Source organism: Atopobium sp. oral taxon 416, from assembly GCF_018128285.1.
Taxonomy (GTDB): domain Bacteria; phylum Actinomycetota; class Coriobacteriia; order Coriobacteriales; family Atopobiaceae; genus Olsenella_L.
In genome coordinates this window covers 2872056-2895290 of the sequence record NZ_CP072380.1, presented here as the reverse complement: position 1 = coordinate 2895290, position 23235 = coordinate 2872056, and the positions used below count along the sequence as shown (strand labels likewise).

The 23235-nt window shown below is 55.6% G+C and carries 29 protein-coding genes and 2 pseudogenes; 16 read left to right on the top strand and 15 right to left on the bottom strand.

Features of this window, described 5'->3' with window-relative positions; all coding sequences use genetic code 11:
* Positions 1 to 80: 80 nt before the first annotated feature.
* Both J4859_RS15215 and J4859_RS15210 read right to left on the bottom strand, forming a co-directional pair.
* Positions 81 to 677 (bottom strand): hypothetical protein, encoded by a 597-nt coding sequence (locus J4859_RS15215; protein ID WP_212331260.1) that lies wholly within the window; start codon positions 675 to 677, stop codon positions 81 to 83.
* A gap of 277 nt (positions 678 to 954) precedes the next feature.
* Positions 955 to 1200, bottom strand: a complete 246-nt coding sequence (locus J4859_RS15210; protein WP_212331258.1) for a hypothetical protein — start codon at positions 1198 to 1200, stop codon at positions 955 to 957.
* A 274-nt stretch (positions 1201 to 1474) separates the two neighbouring features.
* On the opposite strand from J4859_RS15210, the gene J4859_RS15205 reads away from it, so the two are divergent.
* On the top strand, positions 1475 to 2776 hold the full coding sequence (locus J4859_RS15205) for an ATP-binding protein (RefSeq protein ID WP_212331257.1): 1302 nt from the start codon (positions 1475 to 1477) through the stop codon (positions 2774 to 2776).
* A 62-nt stretch (positions 2777 to 2838) separates the two neighbouring features.
* Here J4859_RS15205 and J4859_RS15200 read toward each other — a convergent pair whose 3' ends face one another.
* The 4 genes from J4859_RS15200 to J4859_RS15185 all read right to left on the bottom strand — a co-directional run bounded on the left by J4859_RS15200 (position 2839) and on the right by J4859_RS15185 (position 4756).
* Positions 2839 to 3489 (bottom strand): FadR/GntR family transcriptional regulator, encoded by a 651-nt coding sequence (locus J4859_RS15200; protein ID WP_256436769.1) that lies wholly within the window; start codon positions 3487 to 3489, stop codon positions 2839 to 2841.
* A gap of 322 nt (positions 3490 to 3811) precedes the next feature.
* Positions 3812 to 3988, bottom strand: coding sequence for an integrase core domain-containing protein (locus tag J4859_RS15195; protein WP_212331255.1), 177 nt, complete (start codon positions 3986 to 3988; stop codon positions 3812 to 3814).
* 450 nt (positions 3989 to 4438) lie between these two features.
* Positions 4439 to 4615, bottom strand: coding sequence for a helix-turn-helix domain-containing protein (locus J4859_RS15190; protein WP_212331253.1), 177 nt, complete (start codon positions 4613 to 4615; stop codon positions 4439 to 4441).
* 3 nt (positions 4616 to 4618) lie between these two features.
* A complete protein-coding gene (locus tag J4859_RS15185; RefSeq protein ID WP_212331251.1) occupies positions 4619 to 4756 on the bottom strand; it encodes a hypothetical protein in 138 nt (45 codons plus the stop codon).
* A gap of 425 nt (positions 4757 to 5181) precedes the next feature.
* Here J4859_RS15185 and J4859_RS15180 point away from each other — a divergent pair, with 425 nt between their 5' ends.
* The 5 genes and pseudogenes from J4859_RS15180 to J4859_RS15160 all read left to right on the top strand — a co-directional run bounded on the left by J4859_RS15180 (position 5182) and on the right by J4859_RS15160 (position 10004).
* Positions 5182 to 5346 (top strand): hypothetical protein, encoded by a 165-nt coding sequence (locus J4859_RS15180; protein ID WP_212331250.1) that lies wholly within the window; start codon positions 5182 to 5184, stop codon positions 5344 to 5346.
* A gap of 50 nt (positions 5347 to 5396) precedes the next feature.
* The gene (locus J4859_RS15175) at positions 5397 to 6614 is read left to right on the top strand and encodes a glycosyl hydrolase family 28 protein (protein WP_212331248.1); all 1218 of its coding nucleotides are present in this window, start codon (positions 5397 to 5399) and stop codon (positions 6612 to 6614) included.
* A 1-nt stretch (position 6615) separates the two neighbouring features.
* Positions 6616 to 7613, top strand: a pseudogene (locus tag J4859_RS18015) (DUF2264 domain-containing protein); the annotation flags it as partial.
* Positions 7611 to 8411 carry a hypothetical protein gene (locus tag J4859_RS15165; RefSeq protein WP_371812268.1) on the top strand — a complete coding sequence of 267 codons (801 nt, stop codon included), beginning with the start codon at positions 7611 to 7613 and terminating at the stop codon, positions 8409 to 8411. The pseudogene J4859_RS18015 and the gene J4859_RS15165, both read left to right, overlap by 3 nt.
* Positions 8412 to 8648: 237 nt before the next feature.
* Complete coding sequence (locus tag J4859_RS15160) at positions 8649 to 10004, top strand: ATP-binding protein (protein ID WP_249113681.1); 1356 nt, start codon at positions 8649 to 8651, stop codon at positions 10002 to 10004.
* A 135-nt stretch (positions 10005 to 10139) separates the two neighbouring features.
* On the opposite strand, the gene J4859_RS15155 is transcribed toward J4859_RS15160, so the two are convergent.
* Both J4859_RS15155 and J4859_RS15150 read right to left on the bottom strand, forming a co-directional pair.
* The gene (locus J4859_RS15155; protein WP_212331245.1) at positions 10140 to 10604 is read right to left on the bottom strand and encodes a DUF4143 domain-containing protein; all 465 of its coding nucleotides are present in this window, start codon (positions 10602 to 10604) and stop codon (positions 10140 to 10142) included.
* Positions 10605 to 10778: 174 nt separating this feature from the next.
* Positions 10779 to 10955 carry a hypothetical protein gene (locus tag J4859_RS15150; RefSeq protein WP_212331244.1) on the bottom strand — a complete coding sequence of 59 codons (177 nt, stop codon included), beginning with the start codon at positions 10953 to 10955 and terminating at the stop codon, positions 10779 to 10781.
* Between the two features lie 1107 nt (positions 10956 to 12062).
* Here J4859_RS15150 and J4859_RS15145 point away from each other — a divergent pair.
* The 3 genes from J4859_RS15145 (at position 12063) to J4859_RS15135 (ending at position 13435) form a co-directional block, all read left to right on the top strand.
* On the top strand, positions 12063 to 12341 hold the full coding sequence (locus tag J4859_RS15145) for a transposase (protein ID WP_212331243.1): 279 nt from the start codon (positions 12063 to 12065) through the stop codon (positions 12339 to 12341).
* On the top strand, positions 12331 to 12849 hold the full coding sequence (locus J4859_RS15140; protein WP_212331241.1) for a transposase: 519 nt from the start codon (positions 12331 to 12333) through the stop codon (positions 12847 to 12849). Before J4859_RS15145 ends, J4859_RS15140 begins: the two co-directional genes overlap by 11 nt.
* Positions 12850 to 13075: 226 nt before the next feature.
* Positions 13076 to 13435, top strand: a complete 360-nt coding sequence (locus J4859_RS15135; protein ID WP_212335413.1) for a PTS sugar transporter subunit IIA — start codon at positions 13076 to 13078, stop codon at positions 13433 to 13435.
* A 56-nt stretch (positions 13436 to 13491) separates the two neighbouring features.
* Here the strand turns inward: J4859_RS15135 and J4859_RS15130 are convergent, their stop codons facing one another.
* From J4859_RS15130 to J4859_RS15120, 3 genes are all read right to left on the bottom strand, one after another.
* Entirely contained in the window at positions 13492 to 14769 is a 1278-nt protein-coding gene (locus tag J4859_RS15130) for a Fic family protein (protein ID WP_212331239.1), read from the bottom strand.
* Between the two features lie 158 nt (positions 14770 to 14927).
* Entirely contained in the window at positions 14928 to 15194 is a 267-nt protein-coding gene (locus J4859_RS15125) for a hypothetical protein (RefSeq protein WP_212331236.1), read from the bottom strand.
* Between the two features lie 25 nt (positions 15195 to 15219).
* A complete protein-coding gene (locus J4859_RS15120; protein WP_212331234.1) occupies positions 15220 to 15726 on the bottom strand; it encodes a hypothetical protein in 507 nt (168 codons plus the stop codon).
* A 122-nt stretch (positions 15727 to 15848) separates the two neighbouring features.
* Between J4859_RS15120 and J4859_RS15115 the strand changes: the two genes are divergently transcribed.
* The gene (locus tag J4859_RS15115; RefSeq protein ID WP_212331231.1) at positions 15849 to 16184 is read left to right on the top strand and encodes a hypothetical protein; all 336 of its coding nucleotides are present in this window, start codon (positions 15849 to 15851) and stop codon (positions 16182 to 16184) included.
* 27 nt (positions 16185 to 16211) lie between these two features.
* Here J4859_RS15115 and J4859_RS17230 read toward each other — a convergent pair whose 3' ends face one another.
* Both J4859_RS17230 and J4859_RS15105 read right to left on the bottom strand, forming a co-directional pair.
* Complete coding sequence (locus tag J4859_RS17230) at positions 16212 to 16346, bottom strand: IS1 family transposase (RefSeq protein WP_212331228.1); 135 nt, start codon at positions 16344 to 16346, stop codon at positions 16212 to 16214.
* 292 nt (positions 16347 to 16638) lie between these two features.
* Entirely contained in the window at positions 16639 to 16791 is a 153-nt protein-coding gene (locus J4859_RS15105) for a hypothetical protein (protein WP_212331226.1), read from the bottom strand.
* A 507-nt stretch (positions 16792 to 17298) separates the two neighbouring features.
* Between J4859_RS15105 and J4859_RS15100 the strand changes: the two genes are divergently transcribed.
* A complete protein-coding gene (locus tag J4859_RS15100) occupies positions 17299 to 17490 on the top strand; it encodes a transposase (RefSeq protein WP_305852694.1) in 192 nt (63 codons plus the stop codon).
* 30 nt (positions 17491 to 17520) lie between these two features.
* Positions 17521 to 17823, top strand: coding sequence for a hypothetical protein (locus J4859_RS15095; RefSeq protein WP_212331222.1), 303 nt, complete (start codon positions 17521 to 17523; stop codon positions 17821 to 17823).
* A 73-nt stretch (positions 17824 to 17896) separates the two neighbouring features.
* Here J4859_RS15095 and J4859_RS15090 read toward each other — a convergent pair whose 3' ends face one another.
* The gene (locus J4859_RS15090) at positions 17897 to 18202 is read right to left on the bottom strand and encodes a hypothetical protein (RefSeq protein ID WP_212331219.1); all 306 of its coding nucleotides are present in this window, start codon (positions 18200 to 18202) and stop codon (positions 17897 to 17899) included.
* A gap of 239 nt (positions 18203 to 18441) precedes the next feature.
* On the opposite strand from J4859_RS15090, the pseudogene tnpA reads away from it, so the two are divergent.
* A pseudogene (gene tnpA, locus J4859_RS15085) lies at positions 18442 to 18894 on the top strand (IS200/IS605 family transposase).
* 698 nt (positions 18895 to 19592) lie between these two features.
* Positions 19593 to 19751, top strand: coding sequence for a hypothetical protein (locus J4859_RS15080; protein WP_212331216.1), 159 nt, complete (start codon positions 19593 to 19595; stop codon positions 19749 to 19751).
* A 373-nt stretch (positions 19752 to 20124) separates the two neighbouring features.
* On the opposite strand, the gene J4859_RS15075 is transcribed toward J4859_RS15080, so the two are convergent.
* Positions 20125 to 20943, bottom strand: a complete 819-nt coding sequence (locus tag J4859_RS15075) for an MBL fold metallo-hydrolase (protein WP_212331214.1) — start codon at positions 20941 to 20943, stop codon at positions 20125 to 20127.
* A 112-nt stretch (positions 20944 to 21055) separates the two neighbouring features.
* Between J4859_RS15075 and tilS the strand changes: the two genes are divergently transcribed.
* Both tilS and hpt read left to right on the top strand, forming a co-directional pair.
* On the top strand, positions 21056 to 22534 hold the full coding sequence (gene tilS, locus J4859_RS15070; protein WP_212331212.1) for a tRNA lysidine(34) synthetase TilS: 1479 nt from the start codon (positions 21056 to 21058) through the stop codon (positions 22532 to 22534).
* Between the two features lie 47 nt (positions 22535 to 22581).
* A complete protein-coding gene (gene hpt / locus J4859_RS15065; protein ID WP_212331211.1) occupies positions 22582 to 23142 on the top strand; it encodes a hypoxanthine phosphoribosyltransferase in 561 nt (186 codons plus the stop codon).
* Positions 23143 to 23235 lie beyond the last annotated feature (93 nt).

Sequence of the window (23235 nt, the reverse complement as noted above, 5' to 3'; positions counted from 1 at the left end):
GACCGCAGCTACCGAGATGCTACGTAGAAGTCTTTCTTTTTAATGACGATATGATAAACTCCTTCTATCAGAAAGTAACCTTAGTTTAAAATTATAGATAAATAATATAATGTAAAGAGTGTAATTTTTAAACGGTAACAAGCCCAATTTGCATAGCTGTGCTGCCCGCATACCCTGCTAGCTGGTCTTTTTCGCATAGAAGTCCCTGTATCTGAGCACTTTTCGGCAGCGCATGGCGCGGTCCAGCACCCATGCCACCTTCTCGTCCATGTATCGCCGATGTTGCGGGAGACCCACCAGAGGTCGAGCCATCTCTGAATGTCTGCGGCCCTGAAGCCGCTGTGGGACCTCAGGAGACTCTTTAGCAGGTTGCATTCCTGGTTGACCATGTCCAGGCAATTGTCCCTGTCAGGGAGCGTGCAGCACTTCTTCGCGTCGTATGCCTTACTCTCGAGGTCGAGGCGCTTTGCGAGGACGGCGTGCGACTTCTCCTTGTCGAGCATGTGCTCGGATCTCCGCTCAATATGGCCTCCGAAGGCATCCCATGTCCTCTTCCGGCTCGTCTTGCCGAGCCCTTCGTCCAGGCAAAGCGATGCCCCGTGGACGTCCACGGCGACGCCGATGCAGACCTTGTTCCTTGAGAGGCCCCACATCGTACTGCCATCAGCATTGCGCATGTGGTCTTCTGGGTCGAGCGGCCACTACGTCTCATCGAGCCATATCCTCTCGAAGAGAGTGGCGCCCTCCTGGCAAAGTGCGATTACGCCGAAGAGCTTCGCCGTCCACTACGCAGGGGTCTCAAAGGAGCGCTGGTGGCCGTGGGCGCATGCCGCCTCGCTCTTACTGCTTAAGGATCTTCGGCAGGAACATGGCCCATTTCAAGACGGGAAGATGCCTCGAGTCGAAGAGCGTGCCGGTCGCAGACGTGAATGTCCTTCCGCAGCCCAGGCAGCGCTATCTTTGGACGCCGTTGCGGTCGTGCCCGTCGCGCTTGAAGCGCGCCGATCCGCACCATGGACAGGCCTTTGGCGTATATGCATCGAAGAGGCCGGCCTCGCCGTCCCGGGACGAGGACTCGGCATATGCCGCCCTGCGCGTCTTTTCTGCGAGCCTCGAGGCGCTAGCCTTGGAGCTGTCGGCGTATGTCATGTGGTAGTCCCCATCGTCGCGGTAGGCCGTACCGCCGGGGGGGACTACCACATCGTAAGGGCGCAACGCCCCGCCGAAAAGATCTTGCGGGTGTGTTTCGCCGTCAACTATATCCCAACAGGCACCCTGCAAAGAGCCTGTCGAGCACAGCTATGCAAATTGGGCTTGAAAGTGCAAACAGACGTACCCTCTATAGTGGGCATCGTTTGCACGAATTATCCTAGGAAAAACGTGTGTTATACACACATTATACCCTATGAACAATGTGCAGGAATGTATACTGAATATGGAAGGTTCAGATAGCGTCTGGGCAGGAGGGGTTTCTATGCAGAGGAAGATCGAAGCGCAGCTCGTCGAATGGAAAGACAGCCCGCATAGGAAGCCTCTGCTCCTTCGTGGTGCGCGCCAAACGGGGAAGACCTGGCTCATCGAGGATTTCGGCGAACGCTACTTCAGGGATACCATCAAGATTGATTTCATGCATGATGAGCAGGCGAGAGGTCTCTTCGAAGGAGATCTGGACCCGAAGCGCATCATACGTGAGATCGAGCTGATATATGGCAGGGGCATCAATCCCGAGACAACGCTTCTGGCATTCGACGAGATACAGGAAGCCCCCCGCGGGCTTACCTCTCTCAAATATTTCTGCGAGCAGGCGCACGAATACCATGTTATAGCTGCTGGGTCGTATATAGGTATAGCAATGAGGAGGCAGGGGGAGTCTTTCCCGGTTGGAAAGGTGGACCAGCTTGTGCTTCATCCCATGGATTTTGAGGAGTATGTACGGGCGCGTGCTGGGGCTCCGCTTGCAGACGCACTTGCCGAAGCAGACATGGATATGCTTGCTAAAGTGCAGAACCGACTTGTGCCGCTCCTCAAGGAATACCTTGTCGTCGGAGGTATGCCTGAGGCGGTTGAGTTCTTCAGCGAGGAGAAGGACTTCAGAGCCGTACGGTCAGTACAGAACGGAATCCTCGAGGGCTATAACGACGATTTCGCGAAGCATGCGCCTGGCAGGATACTCGAACGCATGTATCTTGCATGGAAATCTCTGCCGGGACAGCTTGCCCATGAAAACAAGCGCTTCGTGTACGGATCAGTACGTCCCGGAGGTCGTGCGCGCGATTTTGAGGAAGCGCTGCAATGGCTCAGCGATTACGGCGTGGTCACAAAGGTGCCCCGTGTAGAAGCGCTGCGTTTCTCGCCCCTGTCCTATGAAGATCTTTCCTCTTTCAAGCTGTTTTGCATCGATACAGGACTGCTCTGTGCCCTGTCTGGCCTCAATCCTTCAGTAGTGCTGGAGGGCCCCAGACTGTTCACGGAGTTCAAGGGTGGCCTGACGGAGCAGTATGTTGCCCAGCAGCTTGTGGCGCAAGGTTTCGATCCTGTCTATTGGTCTTCATCCACCGGTACGGCCGAAGTAGATTTCGCTCTGTCACAGGGGGCGACAATAGTGCCCATAGAGGTGAAAGCAGCAGAGAACTTGAGGTCAAAGAGTCTCAAAGCGGCTTGCCAGAAATTCCAGCTCGAGCGGGCGGTGCGGACATCCCTTTCTCCTTACAGAGATGAGGGGTGGCTCGTGAATGTGCCGCTCTGGGAAATCGACGAGATAGCCAGGTTCATCTAAGACATCTCGTTGCTGTTTTGCATGGCCGAGGAGAACTGAAGGCATGTGTTATGGCATTCGGCTTATGCATTCGTCTTCTTCGGCATCGCTTCGAGCCAGACAGAGAACTCTTCCATCTGCGCTGCAACGGCACCTTCAGCATCCCCTTCCCGGATGAGATCCGCCATATGGCGGAAGAAGGGGAGGGAGCGCTCAGGATGGTAATAGGCCTGCGTTGCCCGGAAGAACGAGATATAGATGTCCTTGAACGTGTTCGCGAGCATCGAGTACACCATGTTACCCGAAGCTATTTCCACCTCATGGTGGAAATCGAAGGTGAGCTCGGGGAGCGTCTCGTCGCTGGCTTCCTCCATCTTCTGCACGACTGCATCGATGCGGTCGAGCTCATCCTCGGCTGCATGTTCGCAGGCACCACGCACGATCTGGGGCTCCAGTGCCTTCCTGAAGCTGATGATGGGCTCCAGGAGGCTTGTGTCGAGTGCCGTGCTCGTGTAGTCGAGCATCGATACAAGCGTCTGAATGTTTCCGTCGCGGGCAATATCTGCCACGTAGACGCCTTGGCGGGGCTCGATGCGCACGAAGCCGCGGTCTGCGAGATTCGTGATACCTGCATTCACGACCGAAAGAGAGACCTTCGTCTCGCGGGCAAGCTCGCGCTGGGAGGGAAGCCTGTCTCCAGCCTTGAGCTCTCCTGACAGTATCATCTGCTGCAACTCGTCGATGAAGAGCTGCTAGCGTGTCGGTGCCTTGATCTCCCTGAGTGCCATGGCTATCCCTTCTCTGGTGACTGATATTGATTGTATCAGAATCAGATAGGCTTGTGAGCTGGGAGAATGCTGAAATATAGCTATCAGTCTGAGATATCTACGTGATACAATCACGTTTGTGTGAAAGTGAGCCCTGTCAATATAATGGACAGAGAAATCTCAGATTTTTTATGCGGTCTGCATCGCCTTTGGATCGTATGCAAGGCCTCTCTCGAGGTGCTCAAAGAACTCCTGCATCACCTCTGCGGGCACGCGATCTCCTATGGACTTATGCGGGCGGAAGCGGTTGTAGTACGACTCGATTAAACTCGTGTGCCTTGTGCTTGGTCGTGGATGCATCGAAGAGGCGCTTATGGTAGTACCATTCGTTCTTGAGCGTGGCGAAGAGCGATTCGGCGAGCGCATTGTCGTGACAGCTTTCGGTTCTCCCCACGGAGAGCCTCACGTCGGGTACGGCTGAGCAGGCGGCCAGCTTTGAGCTTATGTACTGGCTGCCTGGGCTGCTTGGAATATGGCCCCTTTGGCCACGTATCCGCGCGAATATGCCATCTTCAGGGCAAAGACGACAAGGCCTGCCCTCATGTTGTCCTGTATGCTTCAGCCCACCACCATGTGTGTGCACAGATGGTGCACGACGGTAAGATATATAAAGCCTGCCGTGGTCCTGCGATAGGTTATATCACCCACGAGCTTGGCTGTCGGCACAAGACACGAAAAGTCGCGCCGGGTGAGGGCAGCGCGCTCGGGGGTATCAGGTGCGGGCAGCGTCGACCTCTTCGATGCATTGGATCAGATACCGCAGATGCCCAGCTTAGCCATGCACCTGCGCACACGGTAGCGGGTCGTGCCTGTAAATTTTGCGTAACTTTGGATCTCCTGTGAGCTTGGTCCATACCTAGCAAAAGCTAAAGCGCCTGTCGCTTTCCTCCCATATAGCGCAGATGGCTTCCTTGAGAGGACCCCATAGGTCCTCACCGCCTTTGGCCTTGAGCCATCTGTAGAAGTGAGCCCTGCTCACCTCCAGTACGCGTGCCATCATCGAGACGCTGTAGGTTGCCCTCTTCTCCAGCATGAGCTAAAACCTGTCCTTCAACAGAGGCTTCTGGCGAAGAAGGCTGCCACTCTTTAGGAACTTATTCTCGCTTTCGAGCTCGTGCATGCGCCTGTTCACTGCGTCGAGCTGCTTGTGCTCGTCGATCCTTTCCTGGGTCACCCTTTTGGTCTTTGAGTGCTTGATGATCCAGTCGTTTAAGGTCTTGTCGTTGATTCCAAGCTTCGCGGCGCATCCTTTGATGCTCTTCTTCGGGTTGGCCTTACGTGCCTTCCTGTAGTAGTCGATAGCCTCAAGGCAATACTTCTTCAGTGTAGTGTTTGGGTGTTTCCGGCTTCGTGCGGGACTTTGCCTTCTCTATCTCGCTTGCGCTCACCGACATCTCATCTCTTCAATCTGTTGACTGTGCTGGGTGGGTATCTGGACAGAGCATATCTGTTGCCAGTCCCTGAATCCCACTGTCCACCAAAAGATTACAGTTCAGGGTTGGGACGTTGGGTCCCTTAGGTGAGCATCTTGTAGAAGGGCTTTTGCGCTTCCAGGAAGGCATGCGCAGCAAGGCTTCCTGGATCCAGGACGGAAGCTAGGTGTTCGGTGATATGGCAGCTCCTGCCGTGCTTCTGGCGGAGATGAAGGACTGCTGGGACGAGATGCCAGCGCCCGTGATTGCTGATGACGGGAGCTATGAGGATGGCGGACCAGAAGCACGCACAATCCGTGTCTATCACGACCTCGATGCCCCTTCGTTATGACCGATTTCATCTGCAAGCTCGAAGAGCTTACCAGCAAGGAAGGATGAGCCATGATCGAACTCAAGATTCCGCAGGAGCTTGGACAGGAAGACCGACTGGTCACGGAGGAATTCCAGGAGGTGCTCGATCACGCGCATGGGGAAGGCGGCGCGCGTGTCACGGTCCTTGAAGGCACCTACCATATCGGTTCTGTGAGGCTCTACGGGCATACGGAGCTCCATCTCGAAGAAGGTGCCCACTTTATGGGCAGCACAGATATCGCCGACTATACCGACTGGGGCATTCCGACGACTCTTGCCTATGCGCAGGATCCCTTCATTGCCCGCATCCAGGGGATTCCGCCTCACTATACCCGCGCTCTCATCACAGCTGCAGATGCAGAAGAGGTAGCAATCACCGGCGAAGAGGGCTCCACGATTGACGGCGTCGGCTGCACCGATCCTGCGGGCGAGGAAGGCTTCCGTGGCGCCATGGGCATGCGCATCTGCCGCTGCCGCAATGTCCGGCTTTCTGGCTATACGTTCAAGCGTAGCGCGAACTGGAGCCATCAGGTGGACTCCTGCACGAATGTCTCGTTCGAAGGCGTCACGGTGCTCGGCGGACATGACGGATTCAATATCCACCACTGCACGAATGTCGAGATAGCGCGCTGCATGCTCAAGTGCGGTGATGACTGCATTGCAGGTTTCGATGCGAGGAATGTGCTTGTCGACTCCTGCTATCTCAATACCGCCTGCAATGCCTTCCGTCTGGGAGCAACAAACCTCTTTGTCACGCGCTGCCGCATTGTGGGACCGGGCGAGTATCCCCATATCCTCGAAGGCACCTATCATATGCATGCTGCTATCAAGTACTACGCAGTCAAGGGCGACACGATCCGTGAGGATGCCTGCAGCTGGCGCTTCGCCGACTGCAGCTTCGAGAATCCAGGCCGCCTCATCAACTACGACTATGGCTCGGCGAAGGGCTATCAGACCGAGCGTCCGCTTGTCGATCTGCATCTTGTCCGCTGCACGGCAGAAGGCATCTCGCAGAGCTCCTTCTTCAAGGGACGCGCGGATGTGCCTGGCACGCTCGAGCTCGAGGACTACCAGCTCCAGTATGCTCCGGACGAGGCCAACGTGGGCAAGCTCTGCATCCAGCTCGGCGAGGGAGCGAAGCTGCTCCAGGAGAATGTGAGCTACGAGGGGGAGGAGCCACTGATGGGCCCGCGTGTCGTCGAAGAGGATGAAATGAAGGCAGAGGTGCTCAAGAAGGCGACGAAGTAGCATGGCAGAAGACGGGATCCGCTCCTGGCTTGTGGATAGGCTCTTTGCCTATCTCGATCCTTTAAAGACGCACTTCAGCGATGACTGCTCGCGGATATATCTTGCGGGCGGAGCGGCGCTCTACGAGAAGGAGACCATTCCCATCGAAGCATGGGCACGTCCGCTCTGGGGACTTGCGCCATTCTGGCATGGCGGAGGAAGGAACAAGGACGGCTTCTTCGAGAGAGCCTATGTTTGTGGTCTCGCGGCCGGAGCAGATCCTTCCTCGCCTTCGTTCTGGGGAGGCGGCAGAGACCACGACCAGCGCTTCGTCGAGATGGCAGCCATAGCCTATGGGCTTCTCCTGGCACCCGATGTGCTCTGGGAACCGCTTAGTGCAGAAGAGCGGAAGAATGTGGTATCCTGGCTTGACCTTGCCAACCATGCTTCATTCCCTCAGGGAAACTGGCTCTGGTTCCGTGCACTCGTGAATCTTGCGCTTCGCGAGCGGGGCATAGGGTGGAACCAGAGACTCCTCGAGGAAGACCTGGATACGCTCGATAGCTTCTATCGGGGACATGGCTGGTATAAGGACGGCCCTGAAGGCGTCTTCGACTACTACAACGCGATGGTCTTCCACTTCATGAGCCTTCTCTATGCAGGGCTATTCGATGCAGAAGATCCTATACGCGCCAAATGCTATATCGAGCGTGCTCAGGAATTTGCGCAGGAATACATCCTGCTCTTCAGCAAGAGGGGAGAGGCCGTGCCGTTCGGACGGTCCATGACCTATCGCTTTGCACAGTCTGGCTTCTGGTCTGTGGCTTTGGCCACGCGTACGGATCTGGGAAGCATGTTCACGCCAGGATGCCTTCTGGGGCTCGTGAAGCGCAGCATTGCCTGCTGGAATCCAGGAGATATCTGCGATAACGGCGGCACCCAGAGCATCGGCTATGGCTCCCCTGTCTCCACATGGCAGAAGGCTACAACGCACCTGGCTCTCCCTATTGGAGCCTCATGGCGTTTGCCTGCCTGGCACTTCCTTCCGAGGACCCTGCATGGGAAGAGAAAGCGGAGCCTCTGCCGGAGCTGCCCCGGCTTGCCAAGACCGAGCTCGGCCTCGCTGCAAGGGATGCAGAAAGCGAGGCAACGCTCTATCGTACAGGGACTCTGCCAGCGCTTCCGTTTGTGCAGTCTCCTGCCAAGTATGCGAAGTTCACCTACAGCACGCGCTTCGGCTTCTCGGTGTCGCGCTCGCAGGAAACAATCGAGGAAGCGGCACCTGACAGCATGCTTGCCTTCTCGATTGTAGGGCACATCTTTGTGTCGAGGGGTGCAGATAGGTCATATGTGTGCACACTCGGTACGGAAGAGGTGGAAAGTCTCGGCTTGGAAGACACCATGCCTCCAGCTCTCTGTCATGAGGTTTCGGGGCTTGCAGCCAAAGGCATGCTCTGGGAGACAGAGAGCATCTGGTCTCCTTGGCCGGGCATCGAGGTCACAACAGAGGTCATTCCGCTTGAGGAAGGGCATCTCCGCATCCATCATGTAAGCTCCGGGCTTGCCTGCGAAGCATATGACTGCGGGTTTGCAGTCCCGGGGAACTATCACACGCTTACACAGAAGGATATTGATAGCGTATGCCAGGTGCGGCCGCTGGCGTGCCTGGGAGAGCGACTCACAATACATGCAGAGGCCAACACGAATATCAGCCATCCCGAGTCCATCATTCCGGCTGTCAGGTATCGGATTGAAGCTGGCGAGAACGTGTTCGTGACCCTGGTGAGCGTATCGGTGCTTCAGAGTGTGCGAGCCTGAACAACTGTTAACTTTGCAGAACGTGATAAATGGTAGATTTGCTAAATCATCAAAACGTGTGGAATGAAGTGTCAGCTAAACAAGAAAAACGCGTGATTTAACGTACTTGCTAAGACCATAAAGCATGGGATTTGACAATTGCATAACTCTGCAAAACGTGAATTCTGCCATAATGGATGCTGATGGAGATATGCATATCTTAATCGGACTCTATCCGCGGAAAGTCGGTGAGATCACGTGTTCAAGCGCAAGCTCTATCAGCAGCTGCTGGATTGGAAGAAGCGAAGCAACGGATCGTCGGCAATGCTTGTCGAAGGCGCAAGACGAGTGGGCAAATCGACGATAGTGGAAGAATTCGGCCAGTCAGAATACCGGTCCTATGTTCTGGTTGACTTCACCCTTGCATCTGATGAGTTCAAGCAGACATTTCTGGATATGCGTACCGATCTTGATGGGTTCTTCCTCTATCTGTCAGCAGCGTATGGTGTCAGGCTCTATCCCCGCGAGTCGCTCATCATCTTCGACGAAGTCCAGCTCTTCCCGAAAGCGCGGGAGTTCATCAAGCACCTTGTCGCTGACGGCAGATATGACTATATAGAGACTGGATCACTTGTTTCGCTGAAGCAGAATGTCGCCGATATCCTGATTCCATCCGAAGAGGAATCGCTCGATATGCACCCCATGGATTTCGAGGAGTTCCTCTGGGCCATGGGGCAGGAGCCTCTTGCGGAATTCATCCGCTCCTCATTTGCCCGCAGGGAAGCGCTGCCTGATGAGCTGCATCGCAAAGCCATGCGATTCTGGCGCGAGTACATGCTCGTCGGTGGCATGCCGCAAGCAGTGGATGCATATGTCAAGGGGAGAGATCTGGCAGAAGCGGATCGGCAGAAGCGTCTTGTGCTGAAGCTCTATCGGGAAGACATCGAGAAGTATGGAGGCCTTGCTGCCAAACGGATCCAGGCAGTATTCGATGCCATCCCAGGGCAGCTTTCAAAGCATGAGAAGAGGCTTGTGTATACACAGATCGATGAAGACTCCCGGGCACGTGACTACGCGACAGCACTGGCTTGGATGAAAGAGGCGGCAACAGTCAACCTCTGCACCCTGAGCGAAGATCCGTCGCTTGGCCTGGCTCTCAGCGAAGACGAGACGAAGGTCAAATGCTACATGGCAGATACTGGCCTGCTTTCGAGCATGGCGTTCTCGGGGACAGGCGATGCCATGCCTCAGGTGTACCGTCAGGTCCTTCTGGGGGATGCTGTGGTCAATGAAGGCATGCTGACCGAAAATGCAGTCGGGCAGCAGCTTGTAGCAAATGGCTACGATCTTCATTTCTACAGCAGCCCTTCAAAGGATAAGGACAAGATGGAGATAGACTTCCTGATTGTTCGGCCTTTTGAGGATGCTGCCATGAAGCCGCGGATCTCGCCAATCGAAGTGAAATCTGGCAAGAGATATGCAACTGCATCTCTTGACAAGTTCAAAGCACGCTTCGGCAGCCGAATCGGCACCTGCTACATCATCCATCCGCTCCCGTATGCAGAACGGGATGGATATCGGCTGCTCCCGCTGTACATGACCATCTGCCTCTAACTTCAGAACAGGCTTTGACAGTCTGCACATGCGATGAGGGCGGCCATGCAGTGCATGCCGCCCTTTTGGAGGCAGGCTGTCTGGGTACTCAGCCGTGCCGCGGTCATCAAAGAATGCTGAAGGATGCTGTACTGCTCAGAATCCGAAATGCAGAGCTCCAAGGAGGAATACCGGTACGTAGAGCACGTTGCCCTTTTCGAAGATATTCGATTCTGCAAAGACATAGGAATTGTCAATTGAATATTCGGGTACTTCGAGCGCGTGGTCGAGCGCTGCATGCGTCATGTACGATCCGCCCGGCTTTATCTCAAGCGCATCGATTGTGCCGTCCTGGTGCTCTGCCAGAAAGTCGAGTCTTCCAACTTTCTTGGATGTGAAATAGCGCAGCGAGAATCCATACGCCGCAAGCTCCTGTGCCGCGAATGTTTCATAGACAGCGCCCATGTTGACGGTTGCTTTCCCATCAAACAGGCCCTGATAGCTGTTCTTCGGCAATGCTGCAGCAAGCATTCCTGCATCAAGGTAGAAGAGTTTGAATTTGTTGCGCTCTTCGTAAGCCAGAAGCGGCGCGGTAGGGGCGACGACATTGTAGACCGCCAAGGCGACACCTGTCTGTACACAAGCCAGAGGAACTGAGCCCTGTCAATATAATGGACAGAGAAATCTCAGATTTTTTATGCGACCTGCATCGCCTTTGGATCGTATGCAAGGCCTTTCTCGAAGCGCTCGAAGAACTCCTGCATCACCTCTGCGGGCACGCGACCTTCTATGGACTTATGTGGGCGGAAGCGGTTGTAGTATGACTCGATTAAACTCGTGTGCCTTGTGCTTGGTCGTGGATGCGTCTAAGAGGCGCTTATGGTAGTACCACTCGTTCTTGAGCGTGGTGAAAAGCGATTCGGCGACCGTATTGTCGTGGCAGCTTCCGGTTCTCCCCACGGAGAGCCTCACGTCGTGTGCAGCTGAGCAGGCGGTCAGCTCTGAGCTTATGTACTGGCTGCCTGGGCTGCTTAGAATATAGCCCCTTTGGCCACGTATCCGCACGAATATGCCATCTTCAGGGCAAAGACGACAAGCCCTGCCCTCATGTTGTCCTGTATGCTTCAGCCCACCACCATGTGTGTGCACAGATCGTGTGCGACGGCGAGATATATAAAGCCTGCCGTGGTCCTGCGATAGGTTGTATCGCCCACGAGCTTGGCTGTCGGGACGGGACACGAAAAGCCGCGCCGGGTGAGGGCGCTGCGCTCGGGGGTATCAGGTGCGGGCAGTATCGTCCTCTTGGAGGCATTGGATCAGATGCCGCAGATGCCCAAGCTTAGCCATGCACCTGCGCACGCGGTAGCGGGTCGTGCCTGTAAATTTTGCGTAACTTTGGGTCGCCTGTGAGCTTGGATCAGACCTTGCAAAAGCTAAAGCGCCTGTCGCTTTCCTCCCATATCGCGCAGATGGCTTCCTTGAGGGGACCCCATAGGTCCTCACCGCCTTTGGCCTTGAGCCATCTGTAGAAGTGAGCCCTGCTCAGCTCCAGTACGCTCCATCATCGAGACGCTGTAGGTTGCCCTCTTCTCCAGCATGAGCTAAAACCTGTCCTTCAACAGAGGCTTCCGGCGAAGAAGGCTGCCACTTTTTAGGAACTCGTTTTCGCTCTCGAGCTCGTGCATGCGCCTGTTCACTGCGTCGAGCTGCTTGTGATCGTCGATCCTTTCCTGGGTGACCCTTTTGGTCTTTGAGTGCTTGATGATCCAGTCGTTTAAGGTCTTGTCGTTGGCCTCAAGCTTCGCGGCGCATTCTCTGATGCTCTTCTTCGGGTTGGCCTTACGTGCCTTCCTGTAGTAGTCGATGGCCTCAAGGCAATACTTCTTCAGTGTAGTGCCTGGGTGTTTCCGGCTTCGTGCGGGACTTTGCCTTCTCTATCTCGCTTGCGCTCACCGACATCTCATCTCTTCAATCTGCTGGTGTTAGTAGGTGGGTATCTGGACAGAGCATATCTGTTGCCAGTCCCTGAATCCTACTGTCCACCAAAAGATTACAGCTCAATAGACCTTAAGATGGGCCATGTGCTGTGGCTTGCATACTCCAAGAAGAAGCAAGTCGTATACGACTTGTGCGACTTCGTGCTCGCTGAGTGGATGTTTGCATGTGGAGGCCATCGCCTGCGACATGAACGCTGACTTCGAGCGGGCCTTCCTTAAGAGGCACCCGCGCCTGGATGTCGTCTACGACAGGTTCCACCTCGTGAAGAACTTCAACGAGAAGGTCATCTGTAAGGTCAGGAAAGACGAGCAGGCAAGGCTTAAGGAGGAGGGCGACGCTGAGGCCGCGCGTGCCCCTTAAGCACTCCACATACATCCTTAAGTCCTGTGCGGACACCAGGAAGAGGAAGGAGCAGGATGCACGTGCCGGAAAGATCGTCTCAAGGGGAAGCGCCCTCTTCGGAAAGCAGGAGGCCACCCAGAAGGGCGGAAGCCGCCAGAGGTACAAGGACCTCATAGCCCAAAACGAGCTGCTTGCTGCCTGCGACATCGTAGATGAGATGCTCTGCCGGGCCTACGGCTACAGGCAGCAGAAGCGCATGCGCGATGCGATGGAGCAGATAGTGGAGGTCTGCTGGGGAACGGGAGACAGGCACTTCGCCAGGGTTGCCCGCCTCGTGGAGTCGCACATGGACGGCATCGTGGCGCACGCCAGGCACCGGATCACCTCAGGCAAGGTGGAAGGCACCAACCAGATGATCAAGACGCTCAGGAGGGCAGGCTACGGCTACCCTAACGACGAGTACTTCTTCCTCAAGATCTTCGATACCAGCAGGCGCTACTCGGAGCCTTCCGGAGCTGTGTCGTGATGGGGCTGCCCACAGGAATTAGGACTGAACCGGCATTAATCATCGTTTCCCTAGTACAGTTTCTGGACAGATGGGCATCCATCTGCCGTATGCTTGTCAGGAAGATGAGTAGAAGCTGCGAGAAGGGGAGCCCATGGACTTCGTATCCGACGATCAGATATTGCTCGGCAGGGAAGCGGAAAGCCGCCATGAGCTGCTCCGTATGCTCTGTGCATAGGCCGAGGCCCTGGGCATCGTTAAGGATGACGAGGAAGCATATCAGGCCTTCCTTGTAAGGGAAGAGCTCGGTACGACCGGTCTCATCGAAGGCTTTGCCGTGCCCCATGCAAAGGCAAAGACGATCCAGAGGCCTTCTGCCATGGTATGGAAGAACAAGACCGCCGTCCCTTGGCCTTCGTTCAATGAGAAGCCGGTCGATATCGCGGTTGCCCCCTTCCTGCCGGAAGCAGACAGGGAAGAGTATATCCGCCTGCTCTCGAAGACCGCTGTCCTTCTGATGGATCCAGCCTTCCGCAAGCTGCTCCGAGATAGCGATGACGCCCATGCAATCTCCTCTGCAATCTCGGAGGTGCTGGCACAGGAATAGCTGACTGCTCAGTGCCTCATCTGAGCGATATGCTGCAGATGAGGCACTTCGTTAGATCAATGACGTGGACGCTGCGGAGTCGGACGGGACGGCAGAGCAACAGCTGTATCACCAGCTGGCGATGCAAGCCTTCTTTCATAACCGGTGAATGCATCGACGATTTCTCGTGCGACGAAAAGGCTGTTCTTGCGATTCTTTGAATTCTGGTACAGGATTCCTGCCTCGCTGAGTGTGGCTATTGCATTCCTTGCTGCTTCAGTGCTTCTGCCGCACAGCCTTGCGGCAGAAGTGATGCTGATAACGGGATTTCCTATGAGCTTGGGAAGAAGCAGATCTGCTGCTGAGTTTGCTCGGGGATGCACTCTTTCTCGCCAGCCTAAGAGTATTGATTCAAGCGTGTCGTTGAAATCATGTGCACGCTTGCATGCAAGGCTGCAGGAACGTGCAAAATATTCGATCCAATCGCTTTCGCACAATATCCTTGTGCGTGGTTCTTCGGCGTTCTCATCCCATCGGTATGCTGCAAGATTATCTATATAGCGTGCTTTGTCGGTTGCAAGAATCAGAGAGATGGGTGGAACGACATTCTGAGCAAGGCCGGATCTGCGCAGAATTACTTGGACGAGCGTACGCCCTGTTCTCCCGTTACCATCAGCGAAGGGGTGGATGGTTTCAAGTTGTGCATGCGCAATTGCGGCAAGGGCGATACCGGGCATCTGCGCAGTCGAAATGAATTCAGCGAGATCCTCGATGTAATCCGGCACCAGTTCTGGGCGTGGAGGGACATAGGGTGCACCGATTGGATTGACGTTGTTGCCGCCGATCCAATTCTGCTGTGTACGTATTACCCCTCCGTAATCTGCGAGATCGGTATGCTCCAGCAGCTTTTTGTTGATGGAACAGATGTCACCTATATCGAAAGAGGGCTTCACGGAGAGCGTATCGATGCTCTCCTCCATGGATGAGATATTGCCGAGGACTGCCGCCTCAGTGTTGTCTATACGGTGCGATACACCGAGTTCGTCCAATGCTTCATATTCGAGCAGCTTTCCTGCACTTATTTGGAGACCTTCGATTTTCGAGGACGCTACAGCTTCGGCCCGGAGAATGAGCCGAGCTATTGGCTCGGTATTTGCCAAGTGAGGCGTCGTGAGATCGAGCCTCTGTATATCTGCCTGAGCTTGGGCGGCGGCTTCTGATGCTTCGGGCGTCAGCAGATGATCGGTTCCACTGAGCTTGTCGGGAACAAAAGGATGATAGGCTCCCGACTGGCGTTCGCGCCTGTTGGCGCCCCACGTGTCGCTTAACCAGAATCGCGTCTCATAGTATCCCATGCCGGCTCCTCACGGTATATCAACAAAGAACCTGAGCAGTTCGGGCCGCTTGCAATAACCTTGGACTCGAACCTTCCAAAAACAAGGTTAGCATAATAACCTTGTTTTCCCATCAACCTCAGCCAAGGTTATTGCGCAGCTCCGCAGCAGGACTTGTCTCAGGAGATGACGTTCGTGGCTGCAGAGCCAGTGCGCTCTGCAGTAGTGTGGCCTTCTCCCCAGACCGTCGCGAAATCTACATCCTGGACATCCGGATTCTCCTCGAGCATGAGCGCGAGATTGAGCTCGGTCGTGAGCGAGGTATCGCCCTGCTCGATGCCGGTGCGGATATACCAGTGCGGGCAGACGGTCGAGGCGCCGTAGCCGCCGAGGCTCTTTGCCGCAAAGTAGAGCGGGTTGTACATGTTCTGGCGGTCTGCGCTCACGGTACCGAGATCGTCGGGTTATGTTTCAAAAAGTGTGTCCGGATTGATTATTCACCGCCTGCAATTCGTGGGCATGTGGAACTCGCTCCAGACTATCCCCATGCCGTATTCTTCGGGCGCGCCGTCGTCGTGTTTCTTGTCCGATGATGCTGTCGCGAACAGGCCGTCGACCTCGTCGTCGGTCGGCATGACGCGGATGATATCCGCCGGCGGAAGCGGGCTTTCCGTGTGCATGTAGCACCACCAAAAGATCGCCTTGACACGGTGCAGGAGCAAAAAGCCCGCGGTGGTGCCTGAACACGTCTTGGAGCCTGGCGTTCACGCTCTCGACCGCGTTGTTGGTCGAAGACCACTCGCCGCCGTATTCCTGCTGCATCTCGACGAACGTGAACAGCGTCCCATCCTTGACGAGCTTGTTCAGGATCTTCCTCGCCTTGCGCAGGCGCTCGTGGGTGTAGACCCTCCTGCCGTCCTTGACGGTGAATTCCTTCAGAAACGTCGCCCATTTAGTGCACCATGCGCTGTACTTCAAGAGCCACACCGTGGCGAAGCCGGCGTCCTTGAGGCTGTTGGCGATGCCCAGGGGCTCGACCCCCCGCCTCGAGCTTGGGTTTCAGGGTCGTGCAGCGCTTGACCTGGTCGGCCACGTGGAAGGTGCATCGCTGCACGTTCGTGCCGGGCCACACCTCCCTTACCGCCGCGAAGAGCGGCGAGATGCCGCAGATCGCCATCCTGGGGAGCGGGGATGTGCAGCATCAGCGCCGCCCAGGCGGACCCGCACTCGCTTCGCGCCAGGTGCCAGCCGACGATATGGCCGCCCGTCACGGCGACCAGCACGACGGCCTTCCTGCGAAGCCATATGCCGTCCAGGAACACAACGTTGTGAATCTCGCCGCTGCCAGGCGCTATCGGCCATATCCTCCAGGCCCACACTGTCTTGTGCCAAAACGTCGATCTGCTGGTCTTCAGATCCGCTATCGCGTCCTTTGAGAGCAACCACCTCAAGAAGGCCGCGAGCTACTCCGTGGCCTTATCGTGCCTGCGCACGAACGAGGCACCGCAGCCGCTGCAGCGCCATCTCTGCGTGCCCGCCTTCGTCGCCTTGTTCTTCTTCATCTTGGCTTTGCACGAGGGGCATTTTGGATTGCTCACGGCCCGCTCCTGTCTCTAGGGAAACGATGATTAATGCCCCATAACGTGTTAAAGGGGACCGGCCACACGACTTTTCGCGGCCGGAATGTAGGAAAGGCAGGGAAGGATGCTCATCCAGCACGTGCAGGAGCCACTATCCTGGCATTTGTCCTGCCCCATGCACCGCAAGAAGGCTCCAAGACAGATCAAGCGACGCTGGGAGCCGGGAGGTGCAGCCTGCCGGCAAAGATGCACATGGGTAAGGTTTGCAAGGGCGAGAAAGACTTGAGTGTGCAGGCATCTTCTCTATCCCCTAGTAGCGCTTCCTTAAGGGGCAGAAGCGCCGCTTCACGATAAGGAAGGGATGCTCTACCTTTGAGCGAACGCATGCCTTCCTGGACTCGATGCCTTTTTCGGACAAGAGCGCACAGGCAAGGCCCTCTCTAGTCGAAGGCTTCCTTAGCAACGCTTTAGCACATAGATGAGAGGTGTGTGCGTCCTTAAGGGCGCTTCGCTATACCTATATAGCCGAAGTCTGCATAGCAGAACCTATCATCTTCCCTTAACGAGTGCATGTGCCTGGGATATGTCGGGATATGTCGGATACATCCTAAGCATCGTCTTTGCAGCGCGCATATGCCTGACAGGAGCCTGTCCGTGGTAGCTGGGTTCTACCAGTGCAATCCAGCGATCCTACACAACGATTGCATCCATCCGCTCCAGGAGTGCCTCTCGCCGGGTCTTCTTCCTTTGACCTTAGGATTTAAGGTCCTAAAAGCTCATCTGTCTGTCCATATCTTCCTTTTGGATATGCTGGAATGTGTGGATGTAGCTATACCATATCCAGAAGGCAGATAGGCATCTATGTGGGTATGGGCACTGCGTGGTTCGAGACATTTTGAGCCGACGGCATACAGCGTGTGGCCCCAGCGACCTCATCGAGCCGAATTAATCATCGTTTCCCTAAAGGAAAATCAGGAGGCATCTGGATACCATCGTCGCCACCTTGGAGAGCGGCCTGTCTAACGCACGCGTGGAGGCCATCAACAACAAGATCAAGCTGACCGTTAGGATAGCCTATAGCTTCCGCAGCCTCGACAACCTCTTCGCGATGGTGATGCTCAGATGCTCGGGACTCCAGGTGTCGCTGCTGGAGATGGCCTAAAGCTCACATTTCGGTTCACACATTGTGCAGATGCCTCTTAAATATTCGCTCGTCTATTTCGGCAAAGCTCCCGTTTTGACTGAGGATGACATCTTCCGGGCGCACGTCTATCTGCCTGAGACTCATGAGGAGAAGGGGAGCCCTCAGAGGGATGTCGATGAGGTCATTGCCCTGTTGCTTGATGCCTATGGCTATGTAACGACTTCTATCGTTGCAGCTGCGGCATCTGTCTCTGAAAAAACGGCACATCGGCATATTGCCCAGATAGTATCAGATGGAGACATCTTTGCAGAAGGCGGCGGGAAAAACCGTAGGTATGTAAAACAAAGGTAGCCTTCTTGCTATCACTTCGTGCTGCCTTTGTCTGCCGAATGGGCAGTAAAGCATGACAATGTGTCCAGACGCGCTAGCGCTGTCCTTTGTCCTTCCAGGGATGTGATGTCAAATGCCATCCCTTGCAGTATGGACAGCGGTAGACTTCGAGGCCATACGTTCCGTGCTGTGCACAGAGTGCAGCAATCTCTTCCGCTTCTTGACGGGTGGCATAGCGCTGCTTCGAGAGGCAGGCCTTCATGAGGCGTGCTTCCTCCTTCTCGTCTCCCGCTTTGCGCTGGTGTGTCTCTTCTTCGGTAAAGACATCGTCCATGCTGCCAAGGCTTGAAAGAAATTTTTCCCTCTCCTTTGCACGTGCGGAGCGCTTCCTGCTACCCATGATACCTCCCATCTTCTCTGAGGGACTTGTTGCCGAAAGCGGACACTCTATGCATGAAACAGGGCTGATTCCTCCAAGCGCCCACAAGAAGAGGTCAGCTTGCCTGATATGCAGAGTTCCTATAGTAAGGAAGTAAGGAAGCATTGTGGGGCATTGATACTCCAAGGGTGTATCGGGTGGATAGAGGGCAATAGAAAACCTGGCAGTGTGCTGGGACATGAAGGAAATAGGAGAACACCGTGGCACAGAAGGCCAACAGCCTGGCGCATACGAAATGGGTGTGCAGGTACCACATCGTGTTTTGTCCAAAGTATAGAAGAAAGGCCATCTACAACCAATACCGCAAGGACCAGATCTTCAGGAACCTCTGCCAGTAGAAGGCGGAGGAGATAATAGAGGGGCACCTGATGCCCGACCACGTGCACATGCTGGTGAGCATTCCACCCAAGATCAGCGTCTCGAGCTTTGTGGGGTATCCGAAGAGCAAAAGCTCGCTGCTCATGTTCGACAAGCATGCAAGTCTTAAGTACAAGTTCGGAAACAGGAAGTTCTGGGCAGAGGGCTACTGTGTCTCGACCGTCGGGCTGAACGAGGCCACGATCGCGAAGTACATAAGAGAGCAGGAAGCCGCCGACATCGCCCCCGACAAGCTCAGCGTCAAGGAGTATGAGGACCCGTTTGGTAGGAAGTAGGCCGGCACATGCCCGTTTTGACGGGCTGGCCACGAGTCAGGCGGCCATGCGGCCTGAACGAAGCGAAGGCCAGGGACTTGAGTCCCTGGCTGGCATTTATAGGGCTATACCCTTAGAGCAAACCACCCGCTACGCAGGTGGTCATGATTTTATCCGAGAGTAGGGAAGCGTGTGGATAGGATCTCTCACCTGTAACCCTGTGGCGCTACCATTGGCGTTGCCAAGCATAGATTTGCCCAAGTGGCTATCTGGCCCTATGTTTGACGATATTCCTGAGCGGATGGCCGCCTGCGTGGATAGAAATCCACCATGGTCGCTATCAAACCCCTACAAGGGCACGGTGTCGTCCCTCGGCGCTGCGGTTGTAGAACGCAGATGTCGCAAGACGGATAGGCGCAGAAACGCTCAAAGAGGCGACCGAGCTGTGATGGTTCCATCCTGTTTGCCACATTTGCAGGTTTGCCGAAAGCTGGAAAAACAAGCAGACACCGCCAGGGCATCAAAGGTGCACAGCCTAGCTCTTAGCGCTGAAATACGCTAAGAAGGAACTTTTGAGCTGGAAGTGCCCCATCACCTGTATGTGCTACACCACATCCTTCGACCTCATCTTTGAGATGTGCGGCCTCACTTATATGAGTGCCTTCGTGTGGCACCACAGCGGCGCTGCCACCGCCGATGGCTACTAGAACCGGCTCGTGTTGTGCGGCCACATCTGGACAGACAAGCCCTACCTCACCGACTCCGACATCGTGCAGAAGAGCGGGCCTTCCAAGAACAAGATCTGCACTGTGGCAGGCCTCGACGCACTCAAGAGCGTCGGCGTGATCTTAGGGCATGGAAAGCCTTCTTCCAAGTGAATCGAAGACACACTGCTTTCGCATAGAGCAGAAGGTTCAATAGTCGTGCACACATAGGTCTCATCTCTCACTCGTGAAGGCAACCAAATGCACTGACGAGGCCTATAGGGCAGACATCGCTGACCTGACATACCTGCACAAGGCCATGGGGCTTGCAAACAAGCTGTGCTGCTCTACCTATTCGGGTTCCCAGACACGAAGAAATCTAGCCTCCAGTCTTGCCTGAATAGGTTTGTGTCGCTGTTCTGTGTTTGTCAGGGCGAGAAGAGGTAGCCCAAAGCTGCGAGGGTGCTTCGCCATTTGCGACTGACACACATTTCCGCAACTGGCAGACCCATCTTTATCCACACGCTTTTCTACATTCGGGATTTTATTACCAAACTTTGATCGCGCGGTGCTGAGCTGCCGGCTCGATCGTGAGCTTGCCGGTTTTCGCCTCAGTGAAGGTGGAATCAACCGGCTCAGCGTCGACGGCGTTCGCTAAGGTTTTGACACACAGGCTTGGCTGGTTATTCTCCTCAGATAAGTGCAGGGCGACCACGTAGCGCGTGTCATCGCTGACGAGGTTGACCAGGGCGTCGGCGGCCTGGTCATTTGAGAGGTGTCCATAGTTGCCGCCGATCCGCTTCTTGAGGATCGCGGGGTAGGGGCCGTGGGTGAGCATCCCCTTGTCGTGGTTGGACTCAAGGCATAAGATGCGGCAGCCTGAAAGCGCCTGCTCAGCCGGTGGGGTGAGGTAGCCGGTATCGCTGCACCAGCCCAAGGCATCCTCGACAGTATCCGCACCGTCTCTGACCTCGAAGCGGAAGCCGATGGGATCCACCACATCGTGCGAGATCGGGAAGCACTGGACATGCATCCCGCAGAGATCAAGTCCCTCGCGGTTATTCAGGGTCTGGATTGGCAACTCCGAGAGGACTTCGCTTGCGCGTGAGGTCCGCTTCGTCGCATAGAAGGGGCCTGGAAAATGGTGTGACAGAACCCTGAGGCCTTTGGTGTGGTCGGTGTGCTCGTGGGTGATCAGTACCGCTTTCAAATCAGAGAGCGGGGCTTGCACCTCGTGGGCCCGCTGTTTCAGTGCTTTGAAGGAGATACCGTCGTCGACTAAAACGGAGCCTTCGGGGCCCTGTACCAGCGCGGAGTTCCCTTTGGAGCCGCTCGCGAAGACAAAAAGGTGTATTAACGGAGTCACTGCATTACCAGATCTCTCAGATACGTTTTAGAATTGTTGTGTGTTACTAACTCTAGCGTACACAATATATAGATGATACAGATTATATACAGATACGTAAGTGAGGAATGGAATGGCGAGCGTAGGCAAGCGATTTACAGCCGGTGTGCCAAATGACCTTACGGAGGCGCAGCGCAGGGCGCCGGTTGTCCTGATGGTTTCAGGCGGGGCGGACTCCACGGCGCTCATGGTGCTCGCAGCAACCTCAAAGCTGGATATCAATGACGGGGCAGGGACCGCCCATATCGCACGGGAGCGGCTCCACGTCCTGCATGTGAACCATGAACTGCGCGGCATTGACGCACTGGAGGATGAGGAGTTCGTCCGGGGACTCGCAAAACGCTGCGGCATCCCCTGCACGGTGCGTCGCGTAGATGTTAAGGCTGAGGCCGCCCAGGAGGACAAGAATATCGAGAGTGCCGGCCGTCGGCTGCGCTATGCCTATGCAAACGAGCTTGCCAATCAGCTGTGCGCTGAGTTCGGGGTACCCCGTTCAACCGCCCGCATCGTGACCGCGCATACCGCCGACGATCGGGCAGAGACCTTCTTTATGAACGCGATCAAAGGCAGCGGCCCGGCGGGTCTAGCCTCGGTTCCACGGGTGCGTAACCGAATCGTGCGGCCGCTTCTGGACAGAACCCACGAGAGCCTCTGTGACTTCCTGCGGATGCGCGGGATTGTCTGGCGGGAGGACGAGACCAACAATGACACGCACTATCTGAGGGCCTTTGTACGCCATGAACTCATGCCTCGCATCAAGGAGCGCAATCCTCGCGTCGTGAATAACCTCTCTTCGACCTGCGACATTCTGTCCGACGAGGACAGTTTCCTCACCATGGTCGCTAACCGGACCTATCGCGACCTGGTGCGCCGGGAAGCGGATGGGATGGTCACCCTCGATGCGGACCGTCTCGAAGCCACCGATGTCGCAATCGCACGCCGCGTGATCCGGATTGCCTTCCTGCATGTAGCACCGGAAGCCCGCCTTGAGGCGCGCCACGTAGAGAGAACCTTGGAGCTCATCGCCCGCAGAAAGGGCTCGCAGACGATCCCTTTGAGCATCGACGTTAAGGTTGAATACGGTCTGTTGTTTATCATGACGAAAAAGGCACAGGAGAAAGGCTTGAGCGGCTGGCTGCCAGTCCCGGGTTCCCTCGATCTGGGCAGGGGTAAGACGCTGACTGCCAGGCTCAGCCCAGTGCCGCAGGGGTCCGATCCGATCGCGATGGCCAAAGCGCACGGCCACGAGTGGGCTGGATCCTCGGTCCTGCTCGATGCGGAGACCTGTGGGGTTGCCGGTGCCGGTGCCGAGCTTTGGGTCGAGCCCCCACAGGCAGGAGAGGTCGTCTGCCCGCTAGGCATGCAGGGACGCTTAAAAAAGCTCTCTGACCTGCTCTGTGATGCTAAGATTCCAACTGCTCAGCGTAATCGTCTCCCAATCGTGCATCTTTCTCCCACAGGTCCTATCATCTGGGTAGGAGGGTTGCGCGCGGATGAGCGCTACCGCTGTACGCATGCGACAAAAGTGCTCTTAGAGCTCCATATTCTCTAGGACGCACACGTAGGTTGGCTCACGGCACAGATAGGAGTTAGCAGCCAATGGAAACCATACATCCGGATGTCGAGAAAGTACTCTTGACTGAAGATCAGATTCACGAGATAGTGACGAAGCTCGGCGATCAGATCACCAAAGACTATGCGGGCAAAAATCCCCTGATCGTCTGTATCCTGAGGGGGGCGTTTATCTTCACTGCGGACCTGATCCGCGCGATCAAAGTCCCCTGCGAGGTGGACTTTATGGCTGTCTCTAGCTATGGCTCTGAGTCCCAAAGCTCCGGCGTCGTGCGTATCACCAAAGACCTCTCGACTAAAATCGAAGGTCGCGACGTGATCATCACCGAGGACATCCTCGATTCCGGCCTCACCCTCTCCTATCTCTACAATCTCCTGAAAGCCCGCAACCCCAAATCGATCCGCATCTGCGTCTTCGCAGTCAAGGACATCCCGAACAAGAAGGCTGCGATCAAGCCGGATTACCTGGGGATCACCGTGCCGAATGCCTTTATCGTGGGCTATGGACTCGATTATGCAGAAAAATATCGTAACCTTCTGTACCTAGGCGTCTTGAAGCCGGAGGTTTATAGCTCGCAGAAGGATTAAGTGCTGATACGTCTTCTGTACCTAGGGGTACCTAGGCGTTTTAAAGCCGGAGGTTTATAGTTGATAGCGCACGAGTGACAGATATCTGACGCC